Raw genomic sequence first — 23416 nt, 5'->3', positions numbered from 1 at the left:
CGCAAAGTATCCAGTAAATCAAGAGAGATGGAACTCATGCCGGCACCAGACTTGCTCCTGCTCCGTCATGGCGAAACACAGTGGAACCGAGAGGGCCGATACCAGGGACAGCAGGACTCTCCGCTGAGCCTAACCGGCATTGGTCAGGTACGCGCAGTGGCGGAGACGCTTAAGGCGCAGTTTGGCGATCTTAGCATGTATCAAGTCTGGGCGAGCCCGCTTGCAAGGACCCGCCAATCGGTCTCGATCCTTTGTGATGAGCTGGGCGTGACCTATGGGGCGGTGCACTTCGACGACCGGCTGAAAGAAAGGAACTACGGCCGATGGGAAGGTCTGACCCGAGACGATATCACCGCGGGTTACGCGGACGATCTGGCCCGCGAGCACCAGGACCGATGGGGGTTTGCCATCCCGGAGGGCGGTGAGAGTTTCGCCGACGTTGCTAGCCGCTTAGGACGCTGGCTGGAAGAGCGTGCGGCGGACCAGCCGCTCATCGTGATGGCGCATGGTGGTTCGGGGCGTGTTCTGCGTGGCATTTATGCCGGGATGGGAACAGACGAAATCTTCGCCTGTAACGATCCGCAATCCACGATCTATTTTCTCGAAAACGGGACGACGAGAACATTTGCTGCAGACCCGGATGCGCTGCATGCATTCGGCTGCAGCGATGCGGGCCTGGGTGTAAGGATTTAAATCCTGTTCGACTCTTTTGCCGGTGGCACGACAAACACGCGCATGACATTCGTCGTCCCTGGTGTGCCGAATGGCACGCCGGCAATGATGGCGAGCTCGTCGCCGGGTTTTGCTATCCCTGTGCTTGTGGCCATCTTGCAGCTGATATCCACCATGTCGCCGAACGACTGGGCGTCTGGGCAGCTCACGCTTGTTACCCCGTAGCAAATCACCAGGCGGCGCGCGGTTTCGAGCCTGGGTGACAACGAAAGCAGCCGAAGCGGCACTCGCTCTCGTGCGGCGCACAGGGTGGTCGATCCGGATGTCGTGAAAGTGACCAGGCCCACCGCCTGCAGCACGGTCGCGGATGCACAGGCTGCGCGTGTTACGACTGCTGCCCGGCGCATGGCAGCATCCTCAAGAAGCAGCGGGTCAATGGCAAAACCGGAGGCATCGCGCTCCGCCATTTTAAGAATACGGGCCATGGTCTGAACGGCTTCAAGGGGGAACTGGCCTGCAGCACTTTCCGCGGACAGCATCACGGCATCGGTTCCGTCATATACCGCGTTCGCGACGTCCGACGTTTCCGCGCGCGTTGGAACCGGGGCGTTGACCATTGATTCCAGCATTTGCGTCGCGACGACCACGGGTTTCCCCATCTGCCGCGCCGCCATGATGATGCGCTTCTGAATGGCGGGGAGTTCTTCCGCCGACATTTCCACGCCCAGGTCGCCACGTGCGATCATCACAGCATCGGCAACATCCAGAATCTTCGCCAGATCATGTACCGCACTTGGTTTTTCAAGTTTCACCATGATGCCGGCACGGTCGCCGACAAGAAGCCTGGCTTGCTGAACATCCTGCGCAGACTGAACAAACGATAGTGCAATCCAGTCGACACCCAGTGACAATGCGAAAGCGAGATCAATTTTATCTTTGGCTGTTAACGCGGGGACGTCGACACTTGTATCGGGGACGTTAAAGCCTTTGTGATCTGAAAGAATGCCACCGACCAACACATGCCCGAGTGCATAGTCCGCGCCGGCCTCCTCTATTCGCACCCGGACCTTGCCATCATCCAGTAGAACATGATGGCCTGGCTGCACGACTTTCAATATCTCGGGGTGAGGCAACTGGACGCGAGTGGTATCGCCGGGAGCGTCTGACAAATCAAAACGGAACGATGCGCCCGGTTCCAGTTTTGCCCGACCGTTCATGAAATTGCCGATACGGAACTTGGGCCCCTGCAGGTCGGCCAGAATACAGGTCAGCCTTCCCGTGGATTTCTCAAGATCCCGGATAATCGCCACGCGCTCGGCGTGATCGTCATGACTACCGTGACTGAAATTCAGACGAAAAACCTCGACCCCGGCTTTGAAAATTGCCTCTATCATCTGAGGTGACGATGAGGACGGTCCCAGAGTCGCAACGATTTTCGTTCTGCGACTGACCTGAGATTTACCGTCCTCACGCCCGGGTGAATGTGTATCCATCGACGATCTTTCCGGCTATGCCGCTAGCACTAGAATGCTCTTCCGGTCGATCATCAGATCGACCTTGTCGCCGCCAGTGAAAACACGTTCGTTGCTGCGATGCGGATGGTCGACCATAATCATGTCGCCTGCGACATCGACGCCATATCGCACCGTTGAACCCAGAAACTCGGTGTATTCAACCGTTCCTGAGATGGAGGCGCACTCGCCGCTCGGTTTGTGACCGGGCTCCACGATGTCGACATTCTGTGGCCGGAAGACAACGGATTGTCCATCCCCTGCATCGTCGCCGAGCGGTATTGTCGCGCCGGATGACGTGTGGAAGACCTTCCCTCCGTTCGATACATGAATGGTGCCGTTGATGATGTTTGCCGTTCCCAGGAACTTGGCGACGAACAGGTTGGAGGGGTTGTCGTAAAGTTCCACGGGCGAGCCGATCTGCTGGATGACCCCATTTTCGAGCACTGCCATTCGGTCGCATGTGGTATTCGCTTCCTCCTGGTCATGGGTAACGAAGATTGTCGTCAGTTTGAGTTTCTGCTGAAGTTCACGGATTTCCCGACGCATCTGAACCCGCAGGTTCGAATCCAGATTGGATAACGGTTCATCGAGAAGCAGGACCTTGGGTTCGACGACGATCGTCCGCGCCAGTGCGATGCGTTGCTGCTGGCCGCCCGAAAGCTGCGAGGGCCGGCGTTCCGCAAGGTTCCGCAGCCCCACGAGATCCAACGCGGCATCGACGCGGTCGCGGATTTCCGATGCTGCTATCCGGCGCTCTTCGAGGCCGAAAGCGACATTCTTGCGTACCGTCATGTGCGGCCACAGCGCGTAGCTTTGGAAAACCATGCCGACATCGCGTTGCCATGGCGGACGTCCGGCGACATCGTTGTCATCGATCAGGATACGCCCCGTCGGCGTCGGCCCGAACCCGGCGATGCATCTCAGGAGCGTTGATTTCCCGGAACCGGACGGCCCGAGGAAGGCAAAAAACTCTCCAGACTCGATAGAAAGGTCGACGCCTTTCAGAACGTGGACATCGCCGAACGATAGGTTCAGTTGTTCGATGACGACGCCGGCGGATTTACCAGTGTTCGGGTTCATTGGGCGGCTCCTTCCGCAACGTTGGTGCTTTGCTCGCGCGCCTTATTGCTGCGCTCGATGATGACATGTGAGATGTAAGTGCCGATGCCGACGAATAGAACGGCGATGATCCCCAGCGCCGCACCCGGTCCACGGCCTGCGGCCGATTGCATGAATTCGTAAATGCCGAACGCCAGTGGTGCATCGGAATTCTTGGCGACCAGCATGATGGTTGCCGACAACTCTACCGACGCGGTTGCAAAGCTGGTGACGAAACCGGCCAGGATTCCGCCTGACATCAAGGGAATGACAATGCGCCAGACGGTCCGGCCCTTTGTAGCTCCCAGGTTTTCCGCCGCTTCCTCAAGCATGACGCTGACTTGCTGAATGGCGGCAACGCATGCACGCAGGGCATATGGCAGCCGGCGGATCGTCATGGCGATGACGATGATGACCCACCATGATGCCAGCGGCTCGTCGATGATCGGAATGTCGAAGCTGTGATAGGTTCGCAGATAACCTATACCCAGAACCACACCCGGCACGGCCAACGCCGCCGAGGCCACGTAATCGAGCCACTTTCGGCCGATCAGCTTGGTCCGCCAGACGATGTAGGCTATCCCCGTTGCCAAGATGACGTCCAGTAATGCGGCGATCCCGGCGTAAAGCAGTGTATTCGAGATGTACTGCGACGCACTCCCGAAGACCTCCCGGTAGTGATCGAAAGTGTAAGCATCCGGCAGGACGGCGTAGGACCACACCGTACCGAAAGAAAGCAGGGCCAGTCCGAAATGCGGTGATAGCACGAATAGCAGAATGACGATCACAACCGCATAGCAGCCGACCTTCTCCCATGTTCTGAGGTCACGGCGCATTAGTCCGCCGCCCCCTTTCTGCACGGTTGCGTAATCCTTGTTTTTCAGGGCCAGCAACGACACCCAGAGTGAGAGCAGTGAAAATCCGACGAGGATCACGGAAATGACGTACCCCATGGGATCGGATATGCCGATCGACGACACCCTGAGGTAAGCCTGCGGCGCAAGCATGTTGTTAACGTTCAGCAATAAAGGCGTGCCGAGATCGTCGAAGACCTTGATAAAGACCAGCGCCGCGCCGGCGACATAGCCGGGCATTGAAAGCGGGAATACGATCCTGCGGAACAAGCGAAGCCCGCTCGCGCCGAGGTTCTGCGCTGACTCTTCCATCGCGCGGTCGATGTTGTTGAGTGCTGCGGACAGGTTGATGAGGATAAACGGAAAGTAGTGGATGCTTTCGACCAGGATGACGCCGTTCAGACCTCTCATGAACGGAATGGTAATACCAAGGTGTTCATCGAGAAGCAGGTTGACCGACCCGTTGGCGCCGAACAGCAACTGCATGGCAACGGCGCCGACAAAAGGTGGCATGATCAAGGGGATCACCCCAAGCGTTTGAATGAGTATCGCACCGCCGAAGTTGAAGCGCGTCGTGAAATAGGCGAGTGGCATCGCGATGATCGTCGAAAGAAGCACCGACATCGCAGACACGTAAAACGAGTTAAAGAACGATTCCTGAAACAGCGAGTTCCGGAAGAAATCGGCAAAGTTGATGAGGGTGAACGCACCGGTATTAGGATCCTGGAACGCCACGAAGACGACCTTGGCAACCGGCACCACAAGGAATAGCAGCAAGAAGAGCGTGATCAGCACGCCGGCAGCCGCGGGGCCCCGTTGTACGGATGAGAGGGGTAGAGCCATGATCAGCCTCGCCATAAAACGAATTGAAGAAAAAGTAGGGAGCCGCCGACGCAGAAGGCGGCTCCCGAGGTAGGAGATCGTTACAGCAGGGAGACTGCTTTCTCGGCCAACTCCTTAGCCTTCTCGTAATTCGCTTTGGTAACGGTGTCCCATTCACGCTCGATCTCGGCCTGGCGGCCCGTGACCTTCGTGTCGGCCTTCTTCCGTTTCTTCTTGAAGATCTTGTTGAAGTCCTTCTCACTCGCTTGTGCGGCGGTAACCGGTACGGCGTTGACGAGTGCATGCGCTTCCGCAATCAGCTTGGCGGCCTCGGCATTGTTGTTGCCGGCGAGTTTGGCTTCGGCTTTCTGGATGGCCTTGGTGGCGGCAACCAGATCGTCGAGACGGTACGTGATCATCACGTCAAAAAGCGAGTTGATCACGTTGTAGCGGCTTTTCGACAGATCCAGGTCGAACTTCACAGCAGCGCCGATCGACTTGTCCTTGAACGGGTTCGGGAAGTCTGCCGGTGCCTTGGCATAAGTCGCCGGGTTAACAGGCAGGCGGCGGATTTTCGGATCGAGAAGAAGTTCCTGACCTTCGGTCGAGAGCAGAAACTCGATGAATGCGGCTGCGGCTTCCTGGTTCGGCGCGTTCTTGACGATCGCGATGTTGGCGGGCACCAGCGTCGTTACCGTCGGATAGGCGAATTCGACCGGGAACCCAGAGGCCTGCGACGACAGACCGAAGAAGTCGATCACGATCCCCGCACCGAAAGCCCCGGAATTGACACCGTCCGGTACGCCGAAGCTGCGCTCGGTGACAGTCTTGAAGTTACCGGCAATTGCCTTCCATTCGGCCCAGCCTTTTTCCCATCCGAGGCCCTGCAGAAGGGTTTCGACGGTCAGGTGCGTGGTCCCGGAACGTGACGGTGCGCTCATTCCGGTGTGACCGAAATAGACGGCTTTCTTGAGGTCAGACCATTCTTTCGGCGCAGGCAAGTCCTTGGCCTTCATGTAGCGGGTATTCCACATGATCCCGTATCCCGATGCGGCAAACCCCTTGTAGTAACCGTCCGGGTCGTTGATCGGGAAGGCTCCCACCTTTTCAGGAATGCCGCCGACCTTCACCGAGTACTTCTGCAGAAGGTTGTCGCTCTTGAGAACTTCGAAAGCATCAGGCGCGGACGCCCAGAACATGTCGGCCTTGTTGTTACCTGCCGTTTCTTGCAGGTACTTGATCCCGGCTGAGGTTTTCTTTTTGAGCATCTCCACATTGACGCCGGGGTATTTTTTCTCGAACGCTTCTTCGAAGGTCGTCGTCGTATCCGGCGGATACGATGTGACGATCGTCAGGCTGCCCTCGAGGGCCGAGGCCGGGCTGGAGGCTAGGGTAATCAAAAGCGCGGCAGTGCCGAACGCAGTAGAACGTCTCATAGTTTCTCTCCCAACAATTATCCCGCCCCGTTAATGCGAGCGGGCTATCGACGTTGGTAAGAGCAAGCTCTGTGCCAACACGGAGAAGATGGAGAAAACCCATAGAAAGCAGGGCTTTCCGGGAGTTTTAAAATTTCGGCATCAGGAGAATTTGAGACGTTGGTGACCCAGGTCTTGGAAGGATTGAGTTAGGCTTGACACATTCAGGCCTTGAACGCATCCGCATTCAAACCGTACTTCTGCATGCGCAGGTAAAGCCGTTTTCGGGGGATGCCCAGAGCTTCCGCCGCCTTGCCGACGCGTCCTTGGCTGTCACGCAGTGCAACCTTGATGGTATCGCGTTCAAAATCCGCCATACGCTGCTCAAGTGTATTCGCTTCGCTTGCGCCGACGGCGTGCGGACCGCCGGGGTTACGGCCGTTCCCTTGCGATGCCGCCATCCCGAGTACAAAGCGTTCCGCGGCATTTCTCAATTCGCGCACGTTGCCGGGCCATGACCGAGACAGTAGTTCGTTTATTTTGGTACTGTCGATGGCCGGTACCGGACGGTGGAATCGTGCCCCTGCCGCCTCGGCGAATTGCCCGAATAGAAGGGGGATGTCTTCACGTCGATCGCGCAAAGCGGGGAGATCCACGCTGGCGACATGAAGCCGGTAGTACAAGTCCTCGCGAAACGTCCCGTCGTTTGCAGCCTCACGCAAATCCAGTTTGGCGGCGGTAATGACGCGGATGTCGACGGCAATAGGATCGTTCCCGCCAAGTCGCTCGATCGTGCGTTCCTGCAAAACGCGCAACAGACGAACCTGTACCGCGGGCGGCATGCTCTCGATCTCGTCGAGGAAAAGAGTACCCCCTTCGGCATATTCGATCTTGCCGATCCGTCGTTTGTTCGCGCCGGTGAAGGCACCGGCCTCGTGGCCGAACAACTCACTTTCGATAACGGAGTCGGGCAGCGCACCGCAGTTCAATGCGACAAACCGCCTGTCGCGGCGCATGCCGAAATCGTGCAGACACCTTGCCACCAGTTCCTTGCCTGTCCCGGTTTCACCGTGAATCAGTACATCGACGTCCGTATTCGCGAGATCGGCAATCGTATGTCGCAGTTCGGCCATGACCGGCGTCGAGCCGATGATCCGGCGTTCCATCTCTCCTTGTGAATCGTGCGCCAGGCGCAAACTCCGGTTCTCGATGACCAGGCGACGTTTTTCCAGCGCACGGCGTACGACGTCGATCAGACGTTCCGGATCGGCCGGTTTCTCGATGAAGTCGTATGCGCCGGCACGTATCGCCTCGACCGCAAGATGCACATCGCCGTGTCCTGTGATCAGGACCACAGGCAGATCGGGGTCGACGGCAACGATACGGTTGAGCAGTTCCATCCCGTTCATCCCGGGCATTTTGACGTCGGTGACGACCATCGCCGGGGACGAGGCCGACAGTTCGTCCAGCGCCGCCTGGGCGTTATCCAGCGTCAGCACCTCGAAGCCCTCTATCTCCAGTGTCTGAGCACCGGAAATCCGGACATCTTCCTCGTCGTCGATGAAGAGGACCTTGCCCCATTCGCTGATACCCATCGGTTATTCCTCGTCCGTCATGGCCCGGTTGAGTGCGATCCTGAAAACGGTCGGGCCGCCGCGTGCGCTGCTGGCCCGTACCGATCCCCCGAAATCCTTGATAATGTTGTACGAGATAGCAAGCCCGAGTCCGACGCCCTGACCTTGTTCCTTGGTCGTGAAAAATGGTTCGAAAATCTTCTCGAGTGTCTCTTCCGCGATTCCGGCGCCGCTGTCCTCCAGCATTAACGTGACCGTGTTTCCACTTTCCTCGGCTGAGATCACAAGTCGTCTGACCGGTTGTTCCTCCATTGCGTCGATGGCGTTGCCGATCAGGTTGATGAGAACCTGCTCCAGGCGGATGGTTTCAGCGCGCACCTGGATGGCATCCGTCATGAGCCTGTTCACAACGTCGATCCCCGCGTCACGAATTCGGCTGTCCATCAATTGTAGCGCGTCATTGGTTACCTTCGAGAGGTTAACGGTCTCGATGTCGGGCGAGGGGCGTCGGGCAAGATTTCGGAGGTGATCGACTGTGCCGGCCATTCGATCTACGAGTTTCGATATCCGCCCGATCGTGTCCGTGGCCGCATCAGCGTTCCCTTTCTCCATTAGCCGATGGGCGTTGTGCGCATAGGACCGAATGGCAGCGAGCGGCTGGTTCAGTTCGTGTGCGACACCTGCTGACAGCTGTCCCAGGGCCGCCAGTTTTCCCGCCTGCACGAGTTCTGCCTGGGTTTCGGCCAGTGTGTCACGGAATGTTCGTAATGAGGTCGCCATATCTGAAATCTCGTCATCGCCATCTGTAACGACGTGCGTATTCAGTTTGCCATCGGCTATGGCACGCATCGATTGATCCAGAGATGTAATCCGGCGCACAAGATTGCGACCGACATAAAGCCATACTACGAGGATCGCCACAACAATGCTGAATCCGGCGGCGGCAAGAAGCAGGAACTTTCCACGCTCGATGGAAATACCGGACTGACGCGCGGCTTCCTGTGATGTGACGTTGCCGGCTTCGACACGTCTGGTGATAAGCGCCTGCAGTTGCTCAACCAGATCCCGGTTCGCTGCCACCAACTTCTGCCCGTCGGAAAGCGTCTTCAGCTCGTCACGACGGAGCTGAAACAGATCATCGTCGCCGGACGCAAAAGCCATGACGTCCTGCAGAGACTGACGCAGTGAGAGAGCTTCGGGCAATGCTTCGAGCACATCTATATCATTGTTGATATTCCCTTGGACCTCGCTGAGGAAAAGTTCAGTGTCGTTGAGAGATGACTCATCGGGCAGACTTGCGGCGCGGGCGATCAAGCCGACGGCCAGGTTGCCAGCTGCATTCAGACGCAATAGCGCGGTCTGGCGGCGCGTCTCCAACTGCAAAATCTTTTGCTGATCCGGTGACGTGTTTGCTTCGGAAGCTTGTTCCACAGCGATATCGATCCGGAAACGGGCATCGGCAATCATGGGTTCGACTTCATCGAGAAAATCGGCATGTGCCCAGCGCAGTCGACCGACAAGTTCGGCATTGCGGTCTTGGAACCAGAAACGCCGGCGGACATTCGTCCCCAGTGACCGCAGGTTCGCCTGCAGCGTATCGATGATCCCGTGCAAGGACGTTTTGGCGGCATCGTCGATCAGTGGCGCTTCTACCTGACTGAGTATTCTGTTCATGCTTTGCAGGTTGCTGGTCAGTGTCGACCATGCGCGTTCGCGGGCCTGCTCGCTCTCAGCAGACGCCAGTGCAGGTGCGGTTGCGCTGATAACGCCACCTTTCTCCGCCAGGCGTGCCGCCAGCACGATTGTCGGGATATTGTCTGTAACCAATCGATTGAGGCTGTCCCCTACGCCGCCAAATGAAATCCAGGCAACGACCGTCGCCGCGACTGTCATTGCCGTCACACTTCCGAAGGCAAGAAACAGTCGCCCACGGATACCGGCAAGACGAAACGTACTCATGGGCGCGTCACGGGTGTTGATTCCACGACACCAAGGATTTCGCGCGATAGCTTGATCGCTTGCTCGTGATTGCCTTGAACCATGCGTTCCCATTCGGCCTCCAGCTTGACCTGGAGTGACGGTACAGGCAGGCCCGACCGACGGTGAACGAAACCGGACGCAAACTTCAGGTCCGATGCCTCCTGACTGCTCACGGGCACACGCGTGAGCAGATGGCGTGCCTCGGCAAGGCGACGGGCAATGTTTTCATCGCTCACGTTCGCCGAGGCTGCTTCGGCTTCGTGCAGCGCGTTCCAGGCCTGCGTCAGCCCACGTAAGCGGTATGTGATCATCGCGTCGAACAACGCGTTGACGAGGTGGTATCGAGTTCTGGAAAGTTCCGTGTTGAAGGGAATGCCTTTTCGGGTCAGATCGTCGTCATACGGGTTGGGGAATCCGGGGCGCGCATTCTTGTAAGTATCGCGCAGAACGGGGAGACGGCTGATCTCGGGCTCAAGCAGGATCTCCTGTCCTGCCGGCGAGAGTATGAATTGTACAAAAGCCTTCGCTGCTTCGGGGTTCTCGCCGCCTGTGACCAGGGCGATGTTGGCGGGGAGGAACACCGTCGCATCCGGGTATACGAAACCGACCGGCGCCCCGGTCGCAATCGCGGACAGGCCGAAGAAATCAATCACGGGACCGGCGCCGAAACGTCCGCGCCTTACTCCGTCAAGAACGCCGAAGCTTCTCGCTGTCACCGTTGCCAGATTGCCGCCAATCTCGAGCAGCGCAGCCCATCCATCATCCCAGCCCTTGCCTTGCAGGATTGTCTCGATAATCAGGTGCATGGTGCCGGAGCGTGATGGCGCCGAGATTCCCAGGTGTCCCGCGTAAACCGGATTTCGCAGATCGTCCCATGTTCGTGGCACGGGAAGGCCCGATTGCTCTAGATAGGGCGTATTCCACATGATCCCATACCCTGATACGGCGAACCCGCGGTAGTAACCGCCAAGGTCGTCCAACGGATATCCGCCAATGCGGTGATTTTCTCCCTGAGGTGCGGGGAACGCTTGCGCCAAGTGTCCGGATTTCTTAAGGACTTCGAAGGCATCGGGTGCCGATGCCCAGATGATGTCTACCGGATCGCTTTCCCTCTCCTGGATAAAAGAAATCGCGGCGGAGGTCTTTTTCGATCGAACAAAGGTCTTCAACTTCGGGTGTTGTGACTGGAAAGCTGAAATGAATCTTTCGAACATGTGCTCCGGGAACGACGTGACGATAATCAGCCGCCCGCTCAAGTCGCTGGCGACGGAGGGCATCGACATCAATAACAACAATGCCACGATCGCCGCCACGCGGAAGATGGGAAGGTCGGAAAACCGGAACGGGTCATTGATGTTGTACATTTGTAACTAACCGACTGTCATGCGAATGGATTGTCAAGCCGATCCGAAAGCGTTTCACGCCCATCCAGGATCACATGGGACATAGTTTTGACGTGCGCCATCAATTCAATCCTGACGACCTTAATCTGTCGCATCACGGTTTGGGCATCTTCAATCGTCCGCTTCAGCAAGTCAGTTTATTTCCACTGCTGAGTTTTGTTAAGAATGTTGCCGGATGCACCTAAACGTATGAATAAGCCGGCTATGCGGTTCAGGTTGCGTGTCGCGTGTGCGAGTTGCGAGCACTTATGATGATCAAACCCGGCCATCTGCGTAGCCCTGCTGGTGTCCGTTGTTGTTGCGTTGCTGCCGCTGGAAAATGCCCGGGCATCGGATGCCGGCGTTGTCATCCTGGATGCTAAGGACGGCATGCCGGGCGGACTTGTCCACCCGCTTGCGGAAGACCCCACCGCGCAGGGGCGCGCGCAATGCGAACCGGGCTGGTCATGCGACTTAATTATAAATACAGGTTCAAGGGTGCGACTTGATTGCGGCGCTGCCCGGATGCATTTTTTTAATGCATATGTTACGTTTTATGCCCTCGGGGAAATCAGGTGCGGCTGGGAAAAGCTGTTCTCACCCGCAGGAGCAAATGTGATGAATGCGAACAAAGACGAAGCGCAGGCTAGGGGTGGCCGCGCTAACGATCTCGGTGCGGATGACGCGCTGGCGATTTTCTATGACGATAACGGCAAAATTCAGTGCAGGCAGACTGACATCGACCCGGCGAAGGCGCCGCACGAAACAGGTGATGCTGCCACAACGGAGAACGAAAGTTCATCGAGCGAGCGCCCGGCCACCGGTTCTGATGCATCGGCGGAAGACTATGCCGAGGATATTGCCGATCTGATCGAGCAAAAATTCATGGGATTGCTCAGGCAACGGCTGGCGGACGGTGACGGTCGCCTGAACGAAGACGATCTTGCGGAAATGCACACGGAATTCCATGCGCAGATGGGCGAGATCAGAACGATTTTCATGGAAGCGGTCAAAAGTTATGCGAACGCAAGCCAGCGCAGCATGAACGATGAACACAGAAAGGGCGCCTTTCATCGTTTGATGGTTCACCGTTTTGAAGGCCGGCTGGCACCGGATACGGCGCTCGACAAAACCCCGGACCGTCTGTCGCGGCGCATGCTGCCGGGCTTTTTCAGTATGCTTTCCCTGATGATCGGGCAGGATAATCTTGCCAAATGCCATCGCGAGGCCGATGCGCTGGCGGCGCGCCTTCGCAGCGAACTGGGCGATAAATTCGATTGGGCCGAGGTCTATGCGAGCAAGGAGGGCCGCCGCATCGCGTTGCGCGCAGAAATACTGATGGCACGTAATTTCAAGGATGTTGAGAAGCGGATAGATTGGCTGATCGCCTTCATCAACGGTAACCTCATAACCATCGGCAGTACACGACCCGGGGCCGATTGGTCGTTTTCGGAAACCGCCGCGCGGAACCTGCTGCGCGATCTGTTTGCGGGGATCAGGACGACGATGGTCAACAAGGTCCGGCGCGATGCCCTGGCCAACTCGCTCAATGAAAGTACGATCCATCAACTCCGCGATCTTGTCGCCGCGCTCGGCTGAAGGGCGACATTCGTCTTCGTTACCAAGGCGCGCAGCACGGCTCAGCGTCGGACCAGGCTCACCACATATGTAGCGGGTTCGGTTTTTGACGGGTTCTCGAAGGCACAGTTCTTCGGCGTTGCAAGGTCGAAGGCCAGACAGTCGCCGGCGCTGAGTATCGAAACCTCTTCGTCCTCACGGATCGCAAGCCGTCCACGCATCACCCAAACGCACTGGCCGCGCATGAAGGTATATGCCGATGCCGGATAGGCAATGCGCGCCCCCGCCGGCAGATTGCCCAAAACCATTTCCGGGTCGGCACCCGGCGGCGTCAAAGTCTGGCGGGTAAAGCCGGTTTCCGGATCGTTCCAACGCGTCTGATCGCCGGCACGCGATACCCGGCCGTCCCGGTCATCGCCGTCATCGGCTTCGGCCCGCGCCAGCAACGTCGACATGGTCAGGCCGAACGCACCGGAAAGCTTGCCCAGCAAAGCGGCCGTCGGACTGGCCTCGGCCCTTTCGATGCGCGAGATCATCGCCCGCGATACCCCCGATACCGCCGCCAGTTCATTGATTGACCAGCCGCGCACATTGCGTTCATGGCGGATACGCGCCGCCAGGCGTAGGCTTAACCGGTCTTCTTCGGACGGGGTTGATGTGTTTTCTATTATAGTAGACATGTAGTGATCTTAATGGAATTATCCAGGTATGACCATGCCAATTCCATATCCCGTTTTGGCGCCCGATGGTGCGTCTTCCATGCTGACCCCGGCCGGTGTCGGACACAATGGCGGACCGTTGCTGGAAGCCGTTCCAGGCCGTAGCTGGCGGCGCTGGTGCTGGGCGCGTGCGCATAAGAAGGCCTGGAAATCGCCGCCCCGTGAAATCGTCCTCAGGCGCCTGAAACGGGCCCGGGAACTGGGCATGAGTTACCACGAATACACGCTCGAAATCCTCGAACGCGGCCGCTATTTGTAACGGCCCTTAAAAGCGGCCGTACGGCGTAAAAAAATCATTGACCCTGCAGGGCGGGGCGACAACATATGGGGTAAGGCGTTTAAAAAGCACAAACCAGCCAAGACATGCGTATAACGTGTCGTTGAACAGATCGGGGGGATAATGCCGGATAAGCCGACCATACTTGTCGGACGCAAGCTGCCGGAAGCTGTCGAAGCACGGCTCAAGCGAGACTACAATCCGATCCTCAATCCCGACGACAAGCTCTATTCATCCGATGAGTTGATCGAGCTTTGCCAGCAGGCCGATGCAATTCTGCCCTGCCATTCCGAGCATTTCACGGCGGATGTTATCGCCCGGCTGCCGGATCGTATCAAAGCCATCGCCAATTTTTCGGTCGGGTACGATCACGTCGATACCGAAGCCGCAAAAAAACGCGGTATTATCGTCACCAACACGCCCGATGTGCTGTCCGACGCCACCGCCGAGATCGCCATCCTTTTGATGCTGGCTGCTGCGCGGCGTGCGTCGGAAGGCGAACGGCTGGTGCGTTCGAAGCAATGGAAAGACTGGTCGCCGTCGTTCATGGTCGGCACACAGGTCACCGGCAAACGCTTTGGCGTCATCGGCATGGGCCGGGTCGGCCGCGTTGCCGCCGAGCGTGCGCGCGGCTTCGACATGGAAATTCATTATTACAACCGCAAGCGCCTTGATCCGGAGTTGGAGAAGGGTGCCGTGTTTCACGCCGATGTCGATGCGCTGCTGGCGCACGCCGACGTGTTGTCGATCCACTGCCCGGCGACTCCGGAAACCAAGGGATTGCTGAACGCCGAAAAAATCGCGTTGATGCCGGACGGCGCCATTGTCGTGAATACCAGCCGTGGCGCGGTGATCGATGACGATGCGCTTATCGCCGCCCTCAAATCCGGGAAACTGGCGGCTGCCGGGCTCGATGTGTTCAATGGCGAGCCGGCGGATATTCATCCGGGCTACCGTGCTCTCGAAAACGTGTTCCTGTTGCCGCATATCGGCAGCGCCACCAGGGAAACCCGTGACGGTATGGGATTCCGGGCCCTCGACAATCTGGATGCCATTTTTGCCGGCCGCGAACCTGGCGACAGGGTTGCCTGACATGGTCGGTGGTATACCACTTGGCGTTGACGCTTGTGAGCAACAGACGTAGGTTATGTAACAATAATGAGATAGTACTGAATCAACAGTAAGCGCGTTGAAAACTGGGTTGGGCCCCCGTCAATTATCCGAAAACTTGCGGATGCTTGTAAAAGGCCCGTAGCAGGAGGGTTGAACACTTTCGGCTCTCTTCATGAAAAAAGGTTCCGTGTGAATCCCGGTTTTCGACCGGACTTAAATACGGGGCTAACGAAACTTTGGGAGAACATCAATGTCCAAGAAAACCGAAACCGTCTCACGCCGGAAGTTTCTCAAGGGTTCCGCCCTTGCCGCGACCGGCGCAGCCGCAGCGACCGTTGCGGCACCGCATATCGCCAAAGCCGCGACGACCCTGAAAGTTCAGGCCGCGTGGGGTGGTGGTATCTTCCTCGAAATGGCTCAGGACTACGTCAATCGCGTCAACAAGATGTCGGGCGGCGCCATGAAAATCGACCTGCTCGGTGTCGGCGCGGTCGTGAAAACCGCAGAAATGCAGACCGCCGTGCACAAGGGTGTGCTCGACGGTGCGCACATGGTGACGGCTTACTGGTATTCGAAATCACCGGTTGCCTCGCTGTTCGGTACCGGTCCGTGCTTCGGCTGGTCGGCCAACGAACTGATGGGCTGGATCGCTTATGGCGGCGGTAAGGAACTCTACTACGAACTGATGCACGACAAACTGCGCCTCGACCTCGTCGGCTTCTTCACCGGCCCGATGCCGGCACAGCCTCTGGGTTGGTTCAAGGAGCAGATCAAGGACTCCTCGCAGATGAAGGGCCTCAAGTACCGCACCGTCGGTCTTGCCGCCGACGTCCTGCAGGAAATGGGCATGTCCGTCGTTCAGCTTCCGGGCGGTGAAATTCAGCCGGCCATGAAGTCGGGCCTCATCGATGCGGCCGAATTCAACAACCCGACGTCCGATAAGGACTTCGGTATGCAGGATGTTTCCAAGCACTATCACCTTGCGAGCTTCCACCAGTCGCAGGAATGCTTCGAAATCATCTTCAACAAGACGCTTTTCGACAATCTCGGCGAAGAGCAGCGTTCGATCCTCGAATACGCTTCCGAAGCCGCGTCTCAGGACATGGCATGGAAGGCGATGGAGCGCTACTCGGCAGACCTCGTGGTCCTCAAAGAGAAGTTCGGCGTCAACGTTTACCGCACGCCGACGTCGGTCATGAAAGACCAGCTCAAGGCATGGGACGTCGTTGTCGACCGCATCTCCAAGAGCGATCCGTTCTTCGCCAAGGTCATCGATTCCCAGAAAGCATGGGCGAAGCGCCATGGTGCCTACTCGCTGACGAACGCGCCGGATTATCAGGCGGCTTACGAGCATTACTTCGGTAAGGCTTTCTGAGCCAAGTGATCAGAGTGCAAGATGGTTGGGGCGGTGCCGGTTTCGGCGCCGCCCTTCCACCTGAATATTTAATCGTAATAGACCGAGGTTGGGTGACATGACCCGTATCCTTCATTTTATCGACAGCCTGAGCGCCTGGAGCGGCAAGACGTTCGCCTGGTGCATCATGATCCTGACGCTTTCGACCTGCTACGAGGTGTTCGTTCGCTATGTGCTGAACAACCCGACGGTATGGGCTTTCGATATGAGCGTGCAGATGTACGGCGCGCTGTTCATGATGGCTGGCGCCTATGCCCTGTCGCAGGATGCCCATGTCCGTGGCGACGTCGTGTATCGTCTGATGCCATTGAAGTGGCAGGCCGGCGTTGATTTCGTCCTGTACCTGACGTTCCTGATCCCGGGCGCCATATGCCTTGTCTATTATGGCTATGACCAAGCGGCTGAATCCTGGTTCTACAAGGAAGTCAGCTGGTCCAGCCCGTCGCGTATTCAGATTTACTTCTTCAAGACCCTGATCCCGATTTCCGGCTTGCTGCTGCTTTTGCAAGGCATCGCCGAAACTGTCCGCTGCGTGCAGTGCATGCGCGACGGGAAATGGCCGCCACGGCTGCATGATGTGCAGGAAACCGAAGCCATGCTTCTGCATGAAAAAGAAGACCTCAAGGCCCATCCGGAGATGCCGCAATGACCGATCCCCAAATTGCCATCATGATGCTTGGCTTGTTTATTCTCGTGGTGCTGCTGGGATTCCCGATTGCATTCACACTGATCGCCATGGGCCTGGGCTTCGGCTATTACGCGTACTTCGATCCGCTGCGGATGAAAGGTCTGTTGGACAACCGCATTTTCGATCTGTTCGTACAAAACACATTCTCGGTGATGTCTAACGATGTTTTGGTCGCGGTGCCGCTATTCTTGTTTATGGGGTACGTGGTCGAACGCGCGAATATCGTCAACCGGCTGTTCTTCAGCTTCCAGCTTGCGGCGCGTCACCTGCCGGGGTCGATGGCGGTGGCGGCACTCGCGACCTGTGCAGTGTTCGCGACGGCGACCGGGATTATCGGCGCCGTTGTGACCCTGATGGGCATGCTGGCTTTTCCAGCGATGCTCGAAGCCAGGTACGACGTCAAGTTCGCCTCCGGTGTGATCTGCGCCGGCGGCTGCCTCGGTATTCTGATCCCGCCTTCGATCATGCTGATCGTCTACGCGGCGATTGCCGAGATCTCGCCGCTGCGCCTGTATGCGGGCGCCCTGTTCCCGGGGATGATGCTGGCCGGTTTCTACATGATCTATGTGGTGACGCGCGCCACCATCAACCCGAAGCTGGCGCCGAAGCCAAAAGACGTCGACGTCACCATCGGCAGGGTCGCTTATGAGCTGCTGACCTCGTTCATCCCGCTCGCGGTGCTGATCATGTCGGTGCTGGGGGCGATCCTGATGGGGCTTGCGACACCGGCCGAAGCGGCAGCCGTGGGTGCTGCCGGCGGGCTGGTGCTGGCCGTTCTGTATCGCTCGCTGACGTGGGAGCGGCTCAAGGAAGCGGTGTATTTGACGGCCAAGACATCGGCCATGGTGTGCTGGTTGTTCGTCGGCTCGTGGACGTTCGCGTCCGTGTTCTCTTATCTTGGCGGTCACGACATCATCAAGGACTGGTTCCTGCATCTCGAAGTCGGCACCGTCGGCTTCCTGATTTTGGCGCAGACCATCATCTTCCTGTTGGGATGGCCGCTGGAATGGACCGAGATCATCATCATCTTCGTGCCGATCTTCCTGCCGCTGCTAGAGCATTTCCAGGTCGATCCGCTGTTCTTCGGCATGCTGGTGGCGTTGAACCTGCAGACCTCGTTCCTGACACCGCCGATGGCAATGGCGGCGTACTACCTGAAGGGGGTCGCGCCACCGCACGTTCAGTTGATGGACATCTTTGCCGGTATCATGCCGTATCTGCTGATCGTCATCTTCTCGATGGTGCTGCTCTATAACTTCCCGGGGATTGCACTGTGGCTGCCCGAATACCTGTTCGGTCCGGGCTGATCCGGGGTACGGGGTAACGCTGTCATGCAAGGAGCATCCACCTTAGGCGTCGCCGAGGCCGCGCGCGCCATCCGCGATGGTGAATTGAAGTCGGAAGAACTGGTCAAGGCGTGCCTTGACCGGACACGCGAGTTCGAGCCCACGGTTCAGGCATGGGTAAACCTGAACGAGGAGCACGCGCTCGAGCAGGCCCAGGTCTGCGACAAGCTGCGTTACGAGGGCAAGCCGACGGGGCCGCTGAACGGCGTGCCGCTCGGCATCAAGGACATCATCGACACCATCGATTACCCGACGGAACTGGGTTCGCCCATTCACGCCGGCCGCAACACGATGAGCGAGGCCTTCGTCGTCTCAAAGCTGCGTGAAGCCGGCGCCGTGATCATGGGCAAGACGGTAACCACCGAATTCGCCGTCTATGCACCCGGCAAGACCACCAACCCGCATGACCCGACGCGGACGCCAGGCGGCTCGTCCAGCGGCTCGGCGGCTGCTGTCGCGGCGATGATGGTGCCGGGGGCCGTGGGGACGCAGACCAACGGTTCGACCATTCGCCCGGCGTCGTTCTGCGGCGTCGTCGGCTACAAGCCGACGTTCGGCCTGATTTCCCGAAGCGGTATCCTGCGTCAGTCCCCGCCCTTGGATCAGGTCGGCGTATTCGCACGCTCGATAGAGGATGCGGCATTGCTGGCCGAGACCATCATCGGTTTCGACGCCGAAGACGGGTATATGCGCCCACAGGCGAAACCGCGTCTGGTGGCGGCACAGGCCGATGATCCGCAGATCGAACCCCGTCTCGCTTTTCTGAAGACGCCGGCCTGGGATCAGGCCGAGGAAGGGACCAAAGCGGCGTTCGCCGAGCTGACGGAATTTCTGGGCGAGCGTTGCGAGGACGTGCCGCTGGCCGAGGTTTATGACGAGATCTTCGAGCTGCAGCGCCGCGTCATGGAGGCCGATCTGGCGAAGAATTTCGCGGCCGATTTCCTGCGCGCACCAGAAAAGATCAGCCCGCAACTGACCGAGATGGTCGAGCGCGGCCGCAAGGTTCTGGCCGTCGACTACAATATCGCGATCGAACGCCAGAAGCTGTTTGCCGACGGCCTGGACGTGGTGTTCGAACATTTCGATGCCATCATCACGCCGTCGACCCCGGGCGAGGCGCCGCCCGGGCTTGATGCGACCGGCAATCCGGCATTCTGCACGCTATGGACCTATACCGGCATGCCGGCGATCACCCTGCCGCTGATGAGCGGCGAGGCGGGCATGCCCTTGGGTGTGCAGCTTGTCGGCAAAAAAGGCGACGACGAGCGCCTGCTCAGGACCGCGGCATGGCTGACGCGTCGTGTCGACGCGGCGGACGAGGCTTGATTTCAAACCGCCCGGCAATTGAAAGACGACAGCATGCGGCGGTTATGTCACAATATGACGAAGGAAAAGGGTGAAACACATGGATAGCATCATCAGCGGCATTATCGGGGTGGCAATCTTCCTGCTTTTCGTCGGTGGTCTGGCGGAATCGATCGGTGCGCCACCGTTTATCATCATCGTTGTGATCGTCTGCGCCGCGGCTCTCTATGGTCTTTACGAAGACATCAAGTCGGAACAGTCCAACAAGCAGGAATGACGCTCAACCCTGTGTTTTGAGGAATGCCCGCAGGCCGGCATCGGCACAGGCCATGTCTTGCTCCGCAGCGCCGCCCGACAACCCGATCGCCCCGACAACCGCCCCATCGATGAGCACCGGCACGCCGCCGCCCACGGTCGAGAAACGCCCGCCCGCCGCGCTCTGGATGCCGTTCACAAGACTGCCCGGGACCGCCGCCTCGTTGTAGTCGGCGGTCGTTTTTTTGGAGATTGCCGACGTGAAGGCCTTGTCCTGCGCCAGTGTCGTCGACAATTCCTTGGCATGGTCCATGCGCTTGAAGGCGATCAGGTACCCGCCGTCGTCAACCACGGCGATACACATCGGGATACCGATTTCCTGGGCTTTCGCCTCGGCACCGCTTATAAGAATGGCCGCGTCGTCATAGGACAGGCGTTGGATCGTCAGCAAGGGCCGTCTCCCGTTATCGAATGACCGGATAACCGATCATGAACAAAAGCAAATTGAAATCCTGGCTGATCGCGTATCTGCGCCAACCGTTCAACATGATTGTGTGGGTGATGGAGACGTTTGCCAAGAACCGCAAGCGGCTGGCGGTTTTTCTGGCGCGCGAGAAAGTCGCCTCTGTCTTCAAGGCGGTGGTGGTGGCGACGTTTTTCGTCTGGCTGGGCGTGTTCGCCTTCCTGTCTTCCAGCGAAGAGGGGGACCGCTTTACCTGCGCCCTGAAAAGCCTGTGGCCGGATGCCGATATGACCGGCTGCGAGACGCAGCCGTGGCTGAAACCCGCGAAAACCGACTAGGCGGTCCGGTCTGTGCTTGGGCTTGATTTCCGGCCCGCCATTCCGGATGATGCGTGGCACTGGGAGGAACCAATAAAATGAAATTTTTCGTCGATACCGCCGATGTTGCGGAAATCAGCGCCCTGAACGAGCTGGGCCTCGTCGACGGCGTGACCACGAACCCGTCGCTGATCGCAAAATCGGGCCGCGACATGTCCGAAGCGATCAAGGAAATCTGCGACATGGTCGCGGGCCCGGTATCCGCCGAAGTCACGGCGACGGATGTCAGCGGTATGTTGGCCGAAGCCGCCAAGCTGCGTGCCATCGCCGATAACGTGACGATCAAGGTGCCGATGACCGAAGCGGGCATACAGGCCTGCAAGGCGCTGTCGGACGACGGCGCCTCGGTCAACGTGACGCTGTGTTTCTCGTCGGCGCAGGCAATCCTGGCGGCCAAGGCCGGTGCCGCCTTCATATCGCCGTTTGTCGGCCGGCTTGATGATATCGGTCAGGACGGCATGGGCCTGATCGAGGAAATCTGCGAGATCTACAGCAATTACGATTTCGCCACCGAAGTGCTGGTGGCCTCGATCCGCCATCCGATGCATGTCGTTGACGCGGCGCGCATGGGGGCAGACGTTGCGACCGTGCCGCCGGGGGTTTTGAGGCAGATGTTCAAGCACCCGCTGACCGATAAGGGGCTTGCGGCGTTTCTTGCCGACTGGGAAAAGACCGGCCAGTCCATCCTTTAGGGAAGGGCGGTCCGGGGATTACAATTTGTTTAGATTGAAAGTCCGGTCTTTTCTTTTCGGGTCAATATGTTAAGTCCATTCACCGCGCAATTGCATGGGCTCCGCAAAGGGGCTTGAAACGCGCATTTGGCAAGATATCTCTTGTCCGAAAACAAAACGCAGGGAGTTCGAAGGCATGGCGGAAATGATCGCCCTTTCGCGCTTAACAAAGCGGTTTGGACCTTTAACGGCCGTAGACGGGATCGACATGACCGTCAGCCGTGGCGAGGTTCTTGGGTTTCTCGGGCCGAACGGCGCGGGCAAGTCGACGACGATGAAAATGGTCACCGGCTTTCTGACACCGACCGAAGGCAGCGCTCTGGTCAACGGGATCGACGTGACGAAGGATCCGGTTGGCGTCAAACAGCGCATCGGTTATCTGCCCGAAGGCGCACCGTGTTACGGTGACATGACGCCGACAAGTTTTCTCGATTTTATTGCCGATGTGCGGGCGTTGTCCGGCAAGGCGCGTGAGCACGCCATCCAGCAGACCGTCGAGCGGGTCGAAATCGCCGGCGTGATGGATCAGCCCATCGAAACGCTTTCCAAGGGCTTCAAACGCCGCGTCGGCTTGGCCCAGTCGATCCTGCACAATCCGCCGGTGCTGATCCTCGATGAGCCGACGGACGGGCTGGACCCGAACCAGAAGCATCAGGTTCGAAATCTGATTCAGCAAATGGCCGCCGATAAGGCCGTCATCATCTCGACACACATCCTTGAAGAAGTCGAAGCCGTCTGTACCCGCGCCGTTGTTATCGCGCGCGGCAAAATTCTTGCCGACGGCACGCCGGACGATCTGCTGAAACGCTCGCCACTGCATAACGCCGTGCACGTGCGTGTCCAGGTGGCGCAGGCGGAAGCCGTTGCCGGCGATCTGCGCGCACTGGCGATGGTCGGCGACGTAACAAGGGGCAACGATTTCGACGGCTATTGCGAATTCAGCGTCACCTCGAAATCCGGCGCGCCGATTGCGCCCGACGTGGCGGCGATGCTCAAGGACAAGGGACACCCGGTCAGCGACTTCAAGACCGAGAAGGGCGCCCTCGATGCCGTGTTCCGCGACATCACGCGCGGGCCAGAGAAAAAACCGGCGGAGGCGAGCCATGCGTAATATCGCGATCATTGCCAAGCGCGAGTTCAAGGGCTATTTCGCGACCCCGCTGGCGCTTGTCTTCATTGTTATCTTTCTGGCCCTGACCGGCGCCTTCGCGTTTTACGTCGGCGGCTTTTTCAGCCGCGGCAATGCCGACCTGACGTCGTTCTTCGCCTATCATCCGTGGCTGTTCCTGCTTCTGGTGCCGGCCATCGGCATGCGGTTGTGGGCCGAGGAACGCAAATCCGGCACCATCGAGCTTTTGATGACCCTGCCGGTTTCGACCCTGGATGCGGTGCTCGGCAAGTATCTGGCGGCGTGGGCGTTCTGCGGCGTGGCATTGGCGCTGACGTTCCCGATGTGGATCACGGTCAATGTGCTCGGCAGCCCGGATAACGGCGTGATTTTCACAAGCTACATCGGCAGCTTCGTTATGGCCGGCGCGTTCCTGGCGATCAGCGCCTGCATTTCGGCGATGACCAAGAACCAGGTGATCGCCTTCATCATCGCCGCGACGGTGTGTTTCCTGTTCACCATGTCCGGCGCGCAACTGGTTCTGAACTTCTTCCAGGCGTGGGCGCCGGATGTGCTCGTCGAGGCCTTGCGCTCGATGAGCTTCCTGACCCACTTCGATGCGGTCACGCGTGGCGTGATCGATCTCAAGGACGTGATTTTCTTCGGGTCGTTGATCGTGATGTGGCTGTTTCTGAACATCCTCGCGGTCGAGATCAACAAGGGACGATGAG

The 23416-nt window shown here is 58.4% G+C and carries 22 protein-coding genes; 13 read left to right on the top strand and 9 right to left on the bottom strand.

Features of this window, described 5'->3' with window-relative positions; translation table 11 throughout:
* The first annotated feature begins 27 nt into the window (after positions 1–27).
* Positions 28–693 carry a histidine phosphatase family protein gene (locus L2D14_15930; protein ID WNJ99347.1) on the top strand — a complete coding sequence of 222 codons (666 nt, stop codon included), beginning with the start codon at positions 28–30 and terminating at the stop codon, positions 691–693.
* Here L2D14_15930 and pyk read toward each other — a convergent pair.
* From pyk to L2D14_15895, 7 genes are all read right to left on the bottom strand, one after another.
* Positions 690–2165: a pyruvate kinase gene (pyk, locus tag L2D14_15925; protein WNJ99346.1), complete on the bottom strand. Its 1476-nt coding sequence runs from the start codon at positions 2163–2165 to the stop codon at positions 690–692. The genes L2D14_15930 and pyk overlap by 4 nt on opposite strands.
* Before the next feature lie 15 nt (positions 2166–2180).
* Positions 2181–3266 (bottom strand): ABC transporter ATP-binding protein, encoded by a 1086-nt coding sequence (locus L2D14_15920; protein ID WNJ99345.1) that lies wholly within the window; start codon positions 3264–3266, stop codon positions 2181–2183.
* On the bottom strand, positions 3263–4981 hold the full coding sequence (locus tag L2D14_15915) for an iron ABC transporter permease (GenBank protein WNJ99344.1): 1719 nt from the start codon (positions 4979–4981) through the stop codon (positions 3263–3265). The genes L2D14_15920 and L2D14_15915 overlap by 4 nt, the downstream gene beginning before the upstream one ends.
* Before the next feature lie 80 nt (positions 4982–5061).
* A complete protein-coding gene (locus L2D14_15910; protein ID WNJ99343.1) occupies positions 5062–6396 on the bottom strand; it encodes an extracellular solute-binding protein in 1335 nt (444 codons plus the stop codon).
* A 203-nt stretch (positions 6397–6599) separates the two neighbouring features.
* A complete protein-coding gene (locus tag L2D14_15905) occupies positions 6600–7970 on the bottom strand; it encodes a sigma-54 dependent transcriptional regulator (GenBank protein WNJ99342.1) in 1371 nt (456 codons plus the stop codon).
* Between the two features lie 3 nt (positions 7971–7973).
* Positions 7974–9908, bottom strand: a complete 1935-nt coding sequence (locus L2D14_15900; protein ID WNJ99341.1) for an ATP-binding protein — start codon at positions 9906–9908, stop codon at positions 7974–7976.
* A complete protein-coding gene (locus L2D14_15895) occupies positions 9905–11293 on the bottom strand; it encodes an extracellular solute-binding protein (GenBank protein ID WNJ99340.1) in 1389 nt (462 codons plus the stop codon). Before L2D14_15895 ends, L2D14_15900 begins: the two co-directional genes overlap by 4 nt.
* A gap of 636 nt (positions 11294–11929) precedes the next feature.
* On the opposite strand from L2D14_15895, the gene L2D14_15890 reads away from it, so the two are divergent.
* On the top strand, positions 11930–12910 hold the full coding sequence (locus L2D14_15890) for a hypothetical protein (GenBank protein ID WNJ99339.1): 981 nt from the start codon (positions 11930–11932) through the stop codon (positions 12908–12910).
* Between the two features lie 41 nt (positions 12911–12951).
* Here L2D14_15890 and L2D14_15885 read toward each other — a convergent pair whose 3' ends face one another.
* Entirely contained in the window at positions 12952–13569 is a 618-nt protein-coding gene (locus L2D14_15885) for an XRE family transcriptional regulator (GenBank protein ID WNJ99338.1), read from the bottom strand.
* Between the two features lie 28 nt (positions 13570–13597).
* On the opposite strand from L2D14_15885, the gene L2D14_15880 reads away from it, so the two are divergent.
* The 7 genes from L2D14_15880 (at position 13598) to L2D14_15850 (ending at position 20028) form a co-directional block, all read left to right on the top strand.
* Complete coding sequence (locus L2D14_15880) at positions 13598–13867, top strand: hypothetical protein (protein ID WNJ99337.1); 270 nt, start codon at positions 13598–13600, stop codon at positions 13865–13867.
* A 141-nt stretch (positions 13868–14008) separates the two neighbouring features.
* The gene (locus tag L2D14_15875; protein ID WNJ99336.1) at positions 14009–14977 is read left to right on the top strand and encodes a D-glycerate dehydrogenase; all 969 of its coding nucleotides are present in this window, start codon (positions 14009–14011) and stop codon (positions 14975–14977) included.
* Positions 14978–15248: 271 nt separating this feature from the next.
* Positions 15249–16373, top strand: a complete 1125-nt coding sequence (locus L2D14_15870; GenBank protein WNJ99335.1) for a TRAP transporter substrate-binding protein — start codon at positions 15249–15251, stop codon at positions 16371–16373.
* Between the two features lie 97 nt (positions 16374–16470).
* Positions 16471–17061 (top strand): TRAP transporter small permease subunit, encoded by a 591-nt coding sequence (locus L2D14_15865; GenBank protein ID WNJ99334.1) that lies wholly within the window; start codon positions 16471–16473, stop codon positions 17059–17061.
* On the top strand, positions 17058–18407 hold the full coding sequence (locus tag L2D14_15860; GenBank protein WNJ99333.1) for a TRAP transporter large permease subunit: 1350 nt from the start codon (positions 17058–17060) through the stop codon (positions 18405–18407). Before L2D14_15865 ends, L2D14_15860 begins: the two co-directional genes overlap by 4 nt.
* A gap of 24 nt (positions 18408–18431) precedes the next feature.
* A complete protein-coding gene (locus L2D14_15855) occupies positions 18432–19772 on the top strand; it encodes an amidase (GenBank protein ID WNJ99332.1) in 1341 nt (446 codons plus the stop codon).
* Between the two features lie 79 nt (positions 19773–19851).
* On the top strand, positions 19852–20028 hold the full coding sequence (locus tag L2D14_15850; protein ID WNJ99331.1) for a hypothetical protein: 177 nt from the start codon (positions 19852–19854) through the stop codon (positions 20026–20028).
* 3 nt (positions 20029–20031) lie between these two features.
* On the opposite strand, the gene L2D14_15845 is transcribed toward L2D14_15850, so the two are convergent.
* Positions 20032–20457, bottom strand: a complete 426-nt coding sequence (locus tag L2D14_15845; GenBank protein WNJ99330.1) for a heme-binding protein — start codon at positions 20455–20457, stop codon at positions 20032–20034.
* Positions 20458–20495: 38 nt separating this feature from the next.
* Between L2D14_15845 and L2D14_15840 the strand changes: the two genes are divergently transcribed.
* The 4 genes from L2D14_15840 (at position 20496) to L2D14_15825 (ending at position 23415) form a co-directional block, all read left to right on the top strand.
* A complete protein-coding gene (locus L2D14_15840; GenBank protein WNJ99329.1) occupies positions 20496–20807 on the top strand; it encodes a hypothetical protein in 312 nt (103 codons plus the stop codon).
* Positions 20808–20884: 77 nt separating this feature from the next.
* Positions 20885–21538, top strand: coding sequence for a fructose-6-phosphate aldolase (fsa, locus tag L2D14_15835; GenBank protein WNJ99328.1), 654 nt, complete (start codon positions 20885–20887; stop codon positions 21536–21538).
* Positions 21539–21713: 175 nt separating this feature from the next.
* Positions 21714–22688, top strand: a complete 975-nt coding sequence (locus tag L2D14_15830) for an ABC transporter ATP-binding protein (GenBank protein ID WNJ99327.1) — start codon at positions 21714–21716, stop codon at positions 22686–22688.
* Positions 22681–23415, top strand: a complete 735-nt coding sequence (locus L2D14_15825; GenBank protein ID WNJ99326.1) for an ABC transporter permease — start codon at positions 22681–22683, stop codon at positions 23413–23415. The genes L2D14_15830 and L2D14_15825 overlap by 8 nt, the downstream gene beginning before the upstream one ends.
* Position 23416 lies beyond the last annotated feature (1 nt).

The organism is Thalassospiraceae bacterium LMO-JJ14 (assembly GCA_021555105.2).
Classification (GTDB): domain Bacteria; phylum Pseudomonadota; class Alphaproteobacteria; order Rhodospirillales; family Casp-alpha2; genus UBA4479.
This window is presented reverse-complemented; position numbering and strand designations above follow the sequence as displayed.